Origin of the sequence: Aminobacter sp. J41 (assembly GCF_000526635.1) — a bacterium.
In the GTDB taxonomy this organism is placed as follows: Bacteria; Pseudomonadota; Alphaproteobacteria; order Rhizobiales; family Rhizobiaceae; genus Aerobium.
On record NZ_JAGL01000054.1, the window covers coordinates 1 to 12,947 of the forward strand.

Here is a 12,947-nt window from a genome sequence, read left to right on the forward strand (position 1 = left end):
AGGATCTCATTGGCCTGACGAAGCTCGCGAACCTCCCGTTCAAGCTCCTTGATCCGCGACAGCTCCGCGCTCGTCGGCCCAGGGCGCATGCCTGCATCGCGCTCAGCACGGCGCACCCAACCGCGAAGCGTCTCGCCGGTGCAGCCGATCTTCGAGGCGATCGAATTGATCGCTTCCCATTCCGAAGCATACTCGCCTCGATGTTCCAGAACCATTCGAACCGCGCGCTCGCGCACTTCAGGTGAATAGGTATTGCCGTTCCGTTTCGTCATGATGGCTCCTTACTCTCAAGAGGGGGAGCCTCCGGCAATCCCGGCGCGGTTCACGGGCCATCTACGGCATGCCGCGTCTGGTCGTGCTCGACGAGCCAAACTCAAACCTCGATAGTGATGGCGAGACGGCGCTGTTCGAAGCCATCAAGGCGATGAAGGCGGCCGGCATTACCATCGTACTCGTCACGCACAAGACGAACCTTCTCGCGATCAGCGACCGCGCCCTCATCATGCGTGACGGGATCATGCAGGCATTCACGACGCCGCAGGAGCTGTTCAGACCCCAGACGGCGAACGTGCAGCGCGTTCAGCCGGTACAGCAGCCTGTCGCGCAGAGCGCCTGATAAAGTAGCGGAACATCATCGTGAGCAAGAAGAAGAACCGGTCGAATCCGAAACCGTTCATCGTTGCAGGCTATTCGATCATCGCCCTGACTTTCGGTGTTGTCGGCGTGTGGGCCGCCACTGCCAAGCTCGATCGCGCTGTGATCGCTCCGGGGGTCATTGACGTCGCCTCGAACCGCAAGGAGATCCAGCATCTTGAGGGCGGCATCATCGAGGAGATTAATGTCGAGGAAGGCCAGCAGGTGAAGGCGGGCGAGGTGATGATGCGCCTCAACGACGTTCAGGCCCGCGCCAACCTGCGCGTGCTGACAATTCGCCAGCATATCGCCGAAGCGACTGCCGCTCGTTTGCAGGCCGAGCGCCGCATGGCCGAGGATTTCGAGCTCTCAGAGGAACTTCTGAAGGACCCATCGCCTGAGGTGCAGCTCGCCGTTGCCGACCAGCGCGAGATCTTCAACGACCGCAAGTCAATCCTCTCGTCTCAGGTGAGCATTCTCACCAGCCGCATCGAGCAGCTCCAGCGCGAGCTTGAGGGGTTGGAGGACCAGAAGCAGGCTTTTGCCAAGCGCGCCCAGATTCTGTCGGAGCGTCTCGAGCGTCTTCGTCCGGCGGTGAAGAAGGGCGCGGTCCAGACGAATCTCTTCTCGACCTACGAGGAAGAGTACGTTGAGGTGCGGCAAAACGTCGCCCGCATGGAAACGGAAATGGCCAAGGTCGAGAAATCGATCGGCGAGACCCAGTTCCAGATCCTGCAAGCGCAGCAGCAATACAAGGAGCGTGCAAGCTCCGAGTACAAGGAAATCAACGGCCAGCTGCAGGAGCTGATGGAGCAGCGCAAGGTCGCCGAAAACGTGCTTGAGCGCACGCTGATCACCGCGCCGGTCGATGGCTTCGTCCAGAACATTCGCTTCCACACCACCGGCGGTGTCATCCGCCCAGGCGAAGTGCTGATGCAGGTCGTCCCGGGCGACGACCAGATGGTCATCAACGCCCAGGTAGCACCCATCGACATCGACAGCGTCCGCGAGGGGCTGAAGGCGGAAGTCAAGTTCTCGGCTTTCCCGGGGCGCTTCATGCCGATCGTCATCGGCACGGTTGACACCGTTTCACGTGCGAGTATCACACCGCAGGATGGCCGCACGCCACCGTACTTCCTCGCGCGGATCAAGGTCAGCAAGGGCATGGTCCCGGATGACATCGAGGAGCGCCTGAGTGCTGGCATGCCAGCCGAAGTGATGATCTCGACGGGCGAGCGTACCGTCTTCGATTACCTCACTTCGCCGCTGACCGACGCGATGCGCAAGAGCATGCGCGAGGACTAAGAAGGGCCGGAGCACCTATAAGAAGGGCGGCATCCCCGCAAGGTGTGCCGCCCGTTTCATTAAGGGAATGGCGAGCGCCATCCTCTTGTAGACCACTCGCAAGTTGCGCAACCCAAGTGGTGCGGCGTTATCTTGTTAGGCGTTCCAGAAGCGCCTGGACCGTGACTTCCAGTGAAAACTTTTGCTCGAAGCGCTCCCGGGCGGCCTTCGCCATTCGATCAGCCGCCTCGGGGTTGGAGAGCATCCGCCCGAGCGCCTGCGCCATGAGCTCCGGCTGGCGCGACGCGATCAGCAGACCGGTTTCCTCATTTAAGATTGCTTCCCGGCAGCCGTCGGCGTCAGTCGAGATGATAGGTAGCCCGTGCGCCATGGCGCTCAGCAGGGCGAGCGGCAGGCACTCCATGGTGGAAGATTGGACATAGACGGTGGCGCTGCTGTAGTGCGCATCGAGCTCGCCGGGTGCCAGGTTAGGGATCAGGTGAACCGAACCCCGGACGTCCGGCTGCATGATCCGGCAAAGAAAATCCCGGCTCATCTGGTTCTTGGACGGCTGATGCGCGCCCACGATGTGCAGCTCGGCATCCTTGCTGATCAGTCCCTGACGTCGCGCAAGGGCAAAGCCCTCGATCAGGCTGAGGGTGCCCTTGCGCGGACCGGTGGATTGCACCGACAGGATGATCTGCTTGTCGCGGGGAGCGAAGCGCATGTACTCGGTCTTAGAGCTCAGGCCGCTCCAGTAAAACACTTCACCGTCGTAGCCGTCGGAGGCCCACTTCGCTCTCGTAGCATCGGAGCCAAAGAGAAACGAGAACTTGCCGCTCGCATACAGGTTCCGCAGCCGCTGCTGGTGCTTCTCGCCCCGCATCAGAATGGCAGGCTCAAAGGTTTCGTGAATGTACCAGTAGGCGTGTCCCTTCCACCGGTCCAGGAGAGGCAACGCCAGCGGCCAGCTGGCAAAAGAATTGATGAGGAGGGTGCCTGTTGGCCGCAGTTTCCGGCGATAGTTCAGTAGTCGCAGTCGTGAACCCGCAACTCCCGAAACACGCGCTGCAAGATGCATTGGACGGGCCACAAAGCCCGGCACGCGACGATCGCTACCGAGTTGTGTCAGGAAAGCGCTGCCAACCGACAGCGCACGGGTGAGGGCGCTGTCGGTCACGACGGGGCTGCCCATCTTCGCGTAGTCGTCGGCCAAGGGACCGGTGCTGAGGCTCACCACGTTTGTCTTGATGCTTGCGCCGTGCAGGGCGGAGGCGACGTCGCGCAGAAGCACCGGGGCCCCCGTACGGCTCAGTTCGTGGCTGAGTAGCGTGATGGACTTCCGCGCGACCTCCGGTGCAGGTGCCTTATTCAGCGGACGCGCAACAGAGGGGGCGACCTTGGCGATATCGCGCACCGTCGGGCCATACATCAGGCTGTCGATGGCCATGCCAAGGTGCGGCGGCCAGGGTGTGGACCCGAGATGGTAGCAACCGTTGTTGAACTGCGGTGCGAGGGGATTCTTCGGGGCGGCGTCGAAGGTCTTCAGCAGGTACTCGCGAACGATCTTGGCAACTTCCGCGGTCGCCTTCTCATCGCTTTCCTTGATCGTGTTGCTGGCATGAACGCGGTAGCGATAGAGCTTGTCGCGCACAAGAACCGGTTCTTCCAGATAGCTCGCCCGTAGCAGGAAATCGAGGTCGTGCGCGTAGCGGTAGTCCGCAAGGGGGCCGATTTCTTCGAGGAGAGATCGGTGGAAGAAGAAGTTGCCGGTGGAAACGCCGATGTTGTAGCGGAGCAGCAGGCTCGACAGACTCGGAGCAAGATCGAGCTCGTGCATCATCACATCGGCGTACCAGTGGCGCCATGGATGATCGCCCGACAGGGGATTGCCGTCGTCGTCGATTGGATCGACGTAGCTTATGACCATCCGCGACTTGTGTGCCTTGGCAGCTTCCAGGCAGCGCCTGAGGCGCCCCGGCATGAACATGTCGTCGGAGTTCAGGATCGCGAGGTATTCACCGCGCGCCATCGCCAGACCTTCGTTGATCGTCGTATGCGCGCCCTTGTTCTCGCGACCGGATACCCGCAGCGTCAGGCCGGGACTTTCTGGAAGGGCGTCGGCAATCCTTTTGACGATGTCGAGGCTATCATCCTTAGAGCCGTCATCGATGACAATGACCTCAAGCGGACGCCAATCCTGCGAGATGATCGAATGCAGTGCGTCTGCCACGTACCGGGCGTGGTTGTAGACCGGCATGATGACGGAGACGAGGGGTGCGTCGGCAGGCGGATGCATTAGTCAGTGATTGTCCAGCATTGTTGAAAACAGGGGCGTGACGCCCCGAACGTCGGCCAGCATGCGCCGGTAGCCTTCGGCGAAGCTGAGGCGCGGCTGCCAGTTAAGCTGAAGGCGCGCCTTGGTAATGTCGAGTACGCTGACGGGGACGTCGAACGAACGGCCCGGGGAGTAGGAGACGATGGGGTCGAGGCCCAACTGATCCCGCAGGACGTCGATGATGTGGTTCAGCGAAACGCCTTCGCCGCTGCCGACGTTGAATACGGGCGGCTCGTCCGGGGAAATCGCGTCGGCCGGTGCGTCCGCCAGTGCAACCATGGCGGCCGCCACGTCGGCAATGTGGATGTAGTCGCGGACGATTGACCCGTCACCCCAGATCGAGATCGTTTCCCCGGCGAGCGCCTGGAACAGGAAAGTGCTGGCGGCTCCTTGCCGGCGCGCGGGATTTTGTCCAGCGCCATAGGGGTTGGCGATCCGCGCGATCCGGCAGTCGATGCCGTGGGTAGCGCGGTAGGAACTCAGGTAGATCTCAGCCGCGGCCTTGGACGCCCCGTAGGCGTTGATGGGATTATAAGGATGGTTTTCACTGACGGGTGTATGCCTGATCGGCCCGTAAACCGTCCCGCCGGAAGACGAGAAAACTACCTTAGGTGCTTGCCCGGTTTCTGCTTTCCGTGCGCGCAGGACTTCCAGCAGGCGAACGGTTTCCCGGAGGTTCGCATCGAGATCCGCAACCGGATCTGCATTGGCGGTAAACGGGATGGTCGTCCAGGCATAGTGGTGGACGACGTCCGCCCCGTTCGTGACGGCATCCCAGTCGGCCTGTCCTGGCTCTACCTTGCGGAAGGCAACAGGCAGGATCTTCCTGATTTCTTCCGACGGCGCCACCACGTCCGCGAGAATAACCTCATCGCCGCGCTGGTGCAGTGCGAGCGCGACGTGCCGGCCGATGAAGCCACAGCCTCCAAGGATGACATGAGCGCTCAACGTTGCACCTGTCGCAGGTGACTCGCGGCATAGCCGAAGCCAGCCTGCTCGACTGCAAAGGGAATGAGCCGCTCCAGCGCGTGGAGGATGGTGCCATCCGCGGGTATCGGCTCGGCCGGGTAGTCGTCGTTGCTCAAGTTGAGATCATACAGCGGTTTCAGCGCGGCAGGACGGGCCCAGAACATCGCCCCGACCGGCCATTCGAATGCGGCGGGCAACGGAGCTGCACGGCGCATCTTCTTCGCAAGCGTGGTTGCGGCTTCAAAATTTGCGTCCCAACCGACGAGGTTCGGGTCTTCGGGGAAGATCAGGCCAAGGTTCGGATCGCTCATCAGCCTGTCCACGCAGATGTCAGCTGCGGCCGTCTCGCCGCCTACGAGATGTTCCCAAAGGAATGTTCTCCAGACATCCCCTGTCGAGTGAGATGCATGCGGGGACTTCTTGCCATGAATATGACCGAGAATATCGTACTCGGTCAGCTCGTCAAATCGGATGGTGCTGAGAAGAGGGCCAAGATCTCGCCCAAGATTACCGACAGCCCTGATCTCCACTTTCTGGTCCGGAGCGACCCGCTTGACCATCGCTTTCGCGGTCTCTGCCGCCAGTTGATTCGGTACCGTCAGCAACAGGTCAAAGCTACTGCGGTTTTTCGCCAGGCGCTGAAGAAACTCTTCAACGAGGTCCAGATAGTAGAAGTGTCCGTGCAGAAGGATCTTCGCAGTTGAGGTCGGGGCAACAGTGTCAGCCGCCAGCTGCACGACCGGATGCGTCCAGCGACCCTCGGGCCGGCCATTCTGCAGCCAGTCGGTGAACGGCTCTTTCGAGAGGTCGCCTGCCAGCACGTCCTCCAGGTAAATGAGTGGGTTGAACCCGGTCATCGGGCGGCGGATCCATTTCGGCGGCATGACGCCCGCCGAAGCGGCAATCCGCCAGCGCTGGAGGTAGGCGTGAAGATGATCCTGCGGGACGGGGTCGTGCGGAGGCGTTGCAGGAAGCAGCTCTTCCCGCTGGATAAGGTCGGCCTGTCTTGTTGCGTCGTAGGTCGCCCGGATGAACCGAGCTTCTTCCGCCGCCTCCTTCGAGATCTCGACCAGCTTTGCGACGTAGCTGTCGAGCCTGCCATCGTAGGTGGTTGCAAGCGCGGCAAGTGCATTCTTGATGGAACCATAGGTGGCTTCATCGTTCGCCAGTCGGCAAATTTTTTCTGCCATTGCAGAGGTGTCGAGATAAGGCACCGTCAGCAGCTTGAATGGCTCCGCCGACAGGCTCTCGGCAAGGCTGTTCATCTGGTCGAAGCACACGACCGGAACTCCAAGTGCCATCGCCGTAGCTGCTGCGTTGGGAAGCTCGCAGAGCCTCGCGGTCAACGCGAAGAGATCCGCACCCTGGATTGCATCTTCAAGGCGCTCCACGGAATCGAGAATTTCGAACGATGAGCCAAGGCCGCGTTGCGCGCTCAGCTCTTCAAGCATCGCGCGATTCTCAAACTCATCAGCCGCTCCGCCCTCATTTATCCATACGAAGCGTATTGGTTTGCCGGCAGGGGCGGCCGAATGCGCGGCTGTTGCAACCGCCAGGAAGAGGTCCGCACCGCTCTTCGCCGAGAGCGGCCCGTGGCCAATCACTAAAAAAGCGCCGCCCGCTTCAGCGGGGCGCAAGCGCTTAAGCAGAGCGTCCTTGTAGAGTTCCGAGCCGAAAGGGGCTTCCGGATCAGCAGTAATCGAACCTGCAAGCGGAAGAATATCGCAGCGTCGATCCAACAGATGTGGATGCTCGCGCAGGTGCGACTGCGCGACCACCTTCGACGGGAATATGACCCGGTGCGGCCACCACAGGAACTCGTGAGCCTGTTCGGGCTGCGCGAGAAGTTTGGCAAAGCCCGGGACTAGCTGTGTAACTCCCACCCCTGCAGCGGCAAGGCCGCGTGTCAGCTCCCGTACTCCCTCGTCGATGACGATGGCGAACGAGGGGTTCAGGTCACGAGCGAGCCTGGCCACGAGATCGGCTTGATCCTGGATCTGAATGGCTTCTTCAGCAGGTAGGTCAATTGTTGCCGTAGAGGAGCCATCGAAAGCCGAGCGCAGTGCACCACCGTCCTTGAAGACGGCGATGACTTCATGAGTCTCCCGAAGCTTGGGGGCGATCGCGAGAGCGAGAACAACCGGATCCCGGCGCTCGGCGTCCTCTAGCAGCAGCAAAGCCCGGGGCCGGCCCTCCGCAATAGAAGGAATGTTCAATCGCCGCGCCGGCGGCAGGGGACTGCGGTTTTCGTGGTGTCCAAAGAGAACATAGTGCTTCAGCAGCCCGTAACCGGATGCAGCCACGTCAGGGTGACGCCGTGCGTAGTAGTCCGGATCGAACCCAGAAGAGGGGGCAACCCTCCTGTCTTCGCCAACCGTCAGATAGTGCAAGAGCGGGTCGATGCCTGCTGTCCGTGCTTCACCGTTGAGGGCATAAAATGCCTCATCGAAAAGCCCGCTGGCGCGGATCGCCTCAACGGCGGCGTCATCGCCTGTTTTTGGGCGCGGCCTGAGCCGGCGCGCAACGCGGTCGGTCAGTTTTTCAGCATTCTCCAGAAGGAGATCGCCGACCGAGCGGTTGATCGTTCCCCGCCCGATAAGCTCCGCCAGTCTGCGCTGGAGGAATTCACGATCCTGATACGCTTGCGGATTTGCGCTCTTGTATAAGTTCAAGAGGGCGACACTGAGCTCCTCCAGACTAAGGCCGAGCGAGGCCCCCGTCATGACTGCCAGCTGGTCCCACTTCTTCGCACGCTCGAGGAGGCGCTCGCGATCCTCGACGACAGCATGGACGTCGCCATTCACTCGCGCGAGCTCACGCGCGACATGTTCTCCATGCCGGCGGATCTGGCTCAGGCGCAGCTGGTGGATGAAGCCTTCGCCGAGACGAGCGAAATAGCCGCGTACCTCGGCGAGCGACGCGTCCTTCGCGTTCCCAGCAAACAGCGCAGCCACAGGTTCCGGAAGAGCGTCCAGCGGCTGGGAACCGACATAGGCAACGCCAAGCCCGTTGCTGTGGAAGAACTCAAACGTCGGGAACTGTGCCTGGATTTCCTTCCAGTACTGCCAGACGCCGAAGTCGGCGCGAAACACGTTCGTGTCGTGGAACAGGACGATGCCCCGATCGCTCACCTTCGACCGCCACGTCTCGAAGTCCGTCCGCACGGCTTCGTAAGTGTGCAGGCCGTCGATGTGCAGCAGATCGACGGTGCCGTCATCAACCGCGCCGCGCCCGTCCTCGAAGCTCATCCGCAGCAGTCGTGAGAAGTGACCGTAGCGAGGATCGTGCCACGCCTTGATGTCGGCGTAGACGTCCTCGCCATAGAGGCCTGCCTGTTCATCGCCGAACCAGTGGTCGATGCCGAAGCAGTCCGTGGGCAGACCGTAGTGCTTCACCGCCTGTGCCACAGCACAGAATGAATTGCCGGTGTGCACACCGAGCTCGACATAGCGGCGCGGCCGGAAGTTGGCCGCGATCCAGAAGGCAAACGGAATGTGGCCGGCCCAGGAATCCGGTTCGACCAGCCGATGGGGAACCATCAGCGCAGGCTCGCAGGTGTTCAGAACGTGCTCGAACGCATTTCGCGGGGCCGCCTGGGAGGCGGATGTAGCCCTGCGGGCGCTAGCCAAAGGATCTGGATGCGAATCGCTCACGAGGAAAACACTTCTTGGTCAATCGGAAGGCAGGTAGTGGGTCAGCCGCGGGCCGGTACTGCAACGGGATTTGCCGCGCGGGCAGAAGCCGTATGCATCTGGATATCCAGCATCGGTATGCCGATCAAGCCCGCCGCCGCGTGACTCGAATGTGACTTGAAGACAAGGGCATCGTGGATCCAGTGGTGCTGAACATGCTCCTCCTGCGTGCCGTCGGCAACCGCCACGGCGATCACGTAGGAGCCTCGTGGCAGGATGGGCATGGGAAAGCGGAACGTCGCTGTCAGTGTCTCGCCTGCCTTGGCCCGCACGATTGTGTCGCTCTTGATCTGCGTCGTCAGATAGGTGTTGTCGCCAAACAGCGTCTGGCCGAGGCGGTCCTTCACGAAGAAGCCGACGATTGGCCGCTCGAGGTCAATCTTAGCCTTGACGGTGACGGTGAGCGACACCGGCTCGCCGCCAACGATCCAGCGATGCGGACGTCCCTGCTCGTCGGTCAGTCGAACGTCTTCGATCACAGCGCCGCCATGCCCGAAATCGCCGCCGCCGTCGGGGTTGAAGAGGAATACCTCGAGGTCGTTTCGCAAGGGCGATGCGTTGATCCACTCCTTGCGCGCATCGATCCAATCCTCGGGCGGAACCGCAAGGACTTCCTGCGCCGAAGTCGCAAGACTCGGCTCCTCCGGTTCTTGCGGCTTCAGTTCATCCCCGAAAAGATGGCCGAAATAGGCTTCGCACACCGGTTTTGCTGCGCCTTCCGCCTGGACCCGCCCTTTGTCCAGCCAGATAGCCCTGTCGCATAGTCCAAGTACCGCAGCCGTGTCATGGCTGACGAACAGGATCGTACCATGCTCGCGGAAGGAGCGCAGGAAGCGCATGCACTTTTGTCCGAATGCGACATCGCCGACCGCAAGCGCCTCGTCGATGACGAGGATGTCGGCATCGACATGCGCGATGATCGCAAAGGCAAGGCGCACGAACATGCCGCTCGAATAGGTGCGCACGGGCTGGTCGATGAAGTCGCCAATATCGGCAAAGGCGAGGATGTTATCCAGCCGCTCATCGACTTCGTTGCGGTTGAGGCCATACAGCGCCGCGTTCAGGTAGACGTTTTCGCGGCCGGTGAACTCCGGGTTGAAGCCGGCGCCGAGCTCCAGCAGGGCAGCAACGCGTCCATTGACCTCGACCTTGCCGGAGGTGGGCGTCAGCGTCCCACAGATGATCTGCAAGAGCGTCGACTTGCCCGAGCCGTTGCGGCCAATAATGCCGACGGCTTCGCCGCGTTCGACGGTGAAGGAGACGTCGTTCAGCGCCGTGAATGGCGTGTGATAGCGCCTGAAGCCGAAGCTCAGCAGTTCGGCGACGCGATGATACTGACGGCTGAACATGCGGAACTGCTTGACCGCATGCGAAACGGATATCACCGGCCTTGCGTCTGCTTCAGAGGACATCGGCGAAGTCCCTTCGAAGACGTTTGAAAATGAAATAGCCGAGTGCCGCGGCAAGCGTGGCAACGACGGTGTAGATCGCGAGGCCCGTGAAATCCGGCGCCATGTTGTCGAAGACGGCACGGCGCGACTGCTCGATGATGAAGGTGAGCGGATTGAGCTGGAAGACCGGCCAAAGGTGCTCTGGAAGCCGCGACATCGGATAAAACACCGGCGACATGAACAGCAGGACCATGGAAATGAGCCCCATGATCTGCGCCACGTCGCGAATATAGACTGTGATGCTGGCGAGGACCCAGGCAGCGCCGATCAGCAGGATCGTCAGCGGCAAGACGATCACAGGCAGCCAAAGCACCCCCGGCGAGATGCTGCCCGTTGCGGCCAGCTGGAATACCATGAAGACCACGGCACTGACGAAGAACTGGAACAGCGCCGTCGACACCGTCATTACCGGCAGGATCTGCAGCGGAAAGACGACGCGCTTCACGAGGTTGACGTGTCCCATCACGATGGTGGGTGAGCGCGTCAGTACTTCCGACACGTAGCTGTGGATCATCAGGCCGATGAACAGGACGAGCGCGAAGTCCAGCATTCCGACAGGCGCGCTGGTGTCGTCCGACCAGCGCATCCGGAACACGCCGCCGAAGACGAAGGCATAGACCCCGAGCATCAGCAGCGGTACGAGAAACGTCCAGGCAAGCCCCATCACCGATCCGCGGTAGCGCATGGTGATGTCGCGTTTGAAAAGCGGGGCTGCGACGTCGTAGAGGTGTTTCAAGCGGTTCCTGACATCGTGTCGTTGGTCGGCTATCAACCTGATTTTGCTCACTCGCCGTTAGATCGCGACAAAGCAGCAGGGTTCAGGTGTGACCCCGCATGATCAAGCGCCCGATATATAGCCGCGCTTCCGGAGGCGCAAGCTTGGTACGGCTCACGCTGCCAGGCTAGCCGAATTCAAATGTTATCGAAGATATTATGCGTCCGGATGTACCGGGGCTGCGGAGAAATTGCCGGTTCTGGGCGAAGGACAAAAGATCGCCAGGGCTTCATGCGCGGTAATTGTCCCGGATCCTGCCGCTGAGCGTCAGTGACAACCCATCTTCCTCGGCTGCGGCGGTTCCGATCAGTCAGGGTGCGAATGTCTCCTCTCCAAGCGGCCTCGGCCGGCCGGAACCAAGTCCCTCAAAAAAACAGCCCCGGGCGACCAGGGCTGTTTCCTTTTGCGGTGGGGCGTCAGAGACGCCTCTCCTCATGCGTCAGTGTTTCTCGCTCAGATCGCTATGTAGGCTATTGTTATAACAGTTATTTTTTTTGGCTGGACTTCACGTTTGCTCAATGTTTGCGCGCACTGACCTGCCACTGAACTGTCATCCAGCGGCGATTAGAGCCTCGGCCGTTTCTGTTACGCCGTAGGGCGCGGGTTGAGCAACCGGTGGAGACGCGAAGCCCTTATCGAGCGAAGCGTCGGAGCCGGTTGCGGTGAGAGTTTCGGCAAAGGCTGCCGGGGTTTGGTATCCGAGCGAGGAATGCGGTCGCGCGGTGTTGAAGTCCTGCCTCCATTCAGCGATGGCGCTGCGCGCATGGTCGATGCCGAAGAACAGGCTCTCGTTCAGCAGCTCGTCCCGCATCCGACCGTTGAAGCTCTCCACATAGCCATTCTGCATGGGTTTGCCTGGCGCGATGTAATGCCACTCGACTCGATGATCTTTCGACCAGGCAAGGATGGCGTTCGACGTGAACTCGGTGCCGTGGTCCGAAACGATCATGTCCGGCTTGCCGCGACGGCTGATCAGATCGGTAAGCTCGCGGGCGACACGACGACCGGAGATCGACGTGTCAGGGATCGCAGCAAGGCATTCGCGCGTCACGTCATCGACGATGTTTAGCACCCGAAAGCGCCGACCGCAGGCGAACTGGTCGTGCACGAAGTCCAGTGACCAGCGTGCGTTCGGTCTCGCCTCGACCAGGATCGGCGCTCGCGTACCCACCGCCCGTCGCCTTGCCCGGCGCTTGCGAACCGTCAACCCTTCTTCTCGGTAGAGCCGGTAGATACGGTTGATGCCAGACGGCTCACCCTCCCGTCGCAGCAGGATGAACAGGCGTCGATAGCCGAAACGCCGGCGTTCATTGGCAAGGTCGCGCAGCCGGCCGCGCAGTTCGGTCTCCGGCGGACGGCAGGACTGGTAGCGGACCATCTTGCGATCGGCACCGACGAAGGAACAGGCCCGACGCTCCGACAGGCCCATGGCGGCCTGCAGATGCGCGACGGCTTCGCGCTTGGCGGCGGGCCCTACCATTTTTTTGACAGAAGCTCGCGAAGTGCCGATGCTTCCAGCATCTGGTCGGCGAGCAGCTTCTTCAGCTTCGTATTCTCCTCTTCCAGAGACCTCAGGCGCTTGGCGTCGGACACCTCCATCCCCCCATACTTCGCCTTCCAGTTATACAGGGTCGCTTCGCTCACCCCGTGCTTGCGGGCCAGATCGGCCGCCTTCGCACCCGACTCGTGCTCGCGCAGAACCCCGATGATCTGCTCTTCCGAAAACCGCTTCCGCTTCATCTGTCCGTCCTTCAATCAAGGCCGGACTCTAACTCCAGGTGGAGGAAAAACTCAGTGGCAGGTCA

At 61.2% G+C, this 12,947-nt stretch carries 9 protein-coding genes; 2 read left to right on the plus strand and 7 right to left on the minus strand.

Annotated elements, in window-relative coordinates; all coding sequences use genetic code 11:
• Positions 1–272: transposase (locus L630_RS0119425; protein WP_024849870.1), on the minus strand; the 272-nt coding region annotated here is incomplete at its 3' end.
• A 68-nt stretch (positions 273–340) separates the two neighbouring features.
• Here L630_RS0119425 and L630_RS0119430 point away from each other — a divergent pair.
• Both L630_RS0119430 and L630_RS0119435 read left to right on the plus strand, forming a co-directional pair.
• Positions 341–616, plus strand: a complete 276-nt coding sequence (locus L630_RS0119430; protein WP_024849861.1) for a hypothetical protein — start codon at positions 341–343, stop codon at positions 614–616.
• A gap of 20 nt (positions 617–636) precedes the next feature.
• A complete protein-coding gene (locus L630_RS0119435) occupies positions 637–1,938 on the plus strand; it encodes an HlyD family type I secretion periplasmic adaptor subunit (protein ID WP_024849862.1) in 1,302 nt (433 codons plus the stop codon).
• Positions 1,939–2,065: 127 nt separating this feature from the next.
• On the opposite strand, the gene L630_RS22295 is transcribed toward L630_RS0119435, so the two are convergent.
• The 6 genes from L630_RS22295 to L630_RS0119465 all read right to left on the minus strand — a co-directional run bounded on the left by L630_RS22295 (position 2,066) and on the right by L630_RS0119465 (position 12,882).
• Positions 2,066–4,177, minus strand: a complete 2,112-nt coding sequence (locus L630_RS22295) for a glycosyltransferase (protein ID WP_198019560.1) — start codon at positions 4,175–4,177, stop codon at positions 2,066–2,068.
• A 42-nt stretch (positions 4,178–4,219) separates the two neighbouring features.
• Complete coding sequence (locus tag L630_RS0119445) at positions 4,220–5,203, minus strand: NAD-dependent epimerase/dehydratase family protein (RefSeq protein ID WP_024849864.1); 984 nt, start codon at positions 5,201–5,203, stop codon at positions 4,220–4,222.
• The gene (locus L630_RS22300) at positions 5,200–8,877 is read right to left on the minus strand and encodes a rhamnan synthesis F family protein (RefSeq protein ID WP_144708874.1); all 3,678 of its coding nucleotides are present in this window, start codon (positions 8,875–8,877) and stop codon (positions 5,200–5,202) included. The genes L630_RS0119445 and L630_RS22300 overlap by 4 nt, the downstream gene beginning before the upstream one ends.
• A gap of 41 nt (positions 8,878–8,918) precedes the next feature.
• Complete coding sequence (locus L630_RS0119455; RefSeq protein WP_024849866.1) at positions 8,919–10,328, minus strand: ABC transporter ATP-binding protein; 1,410 nt, start codon at positions 10,326–10,328, stop codon at positions 8,919–8,921.
• Entirely contained in the window at positions 10,318–11,103 is a 786-nt protein-coding gene (locus L630_RS0119460) for an ABC transporter permease (protein ID WP_024849867.1), read from the minus strand. Before L630_RS0119460 ends, L630_RS0119455 begins: the two co-directional genes overlap by 11 nt.
• Before the next feature lie 589 nt (positions 11,104–11,692).
• A protein-coding gene (locus L630_RS0119465) for an IS3 family transposase (protein ID WP_156941773.1) occupies positions 11,693–12,882 on the minus strand; the annotation gives its coding sequence in 2 pieces (ribosomal slippage) (positions 11,693–12,630 and positions 12,630–12,882; 1,191 coding nt in all).
• Positions 12,883–12,947: the final 65 nt, after the last annotated feature.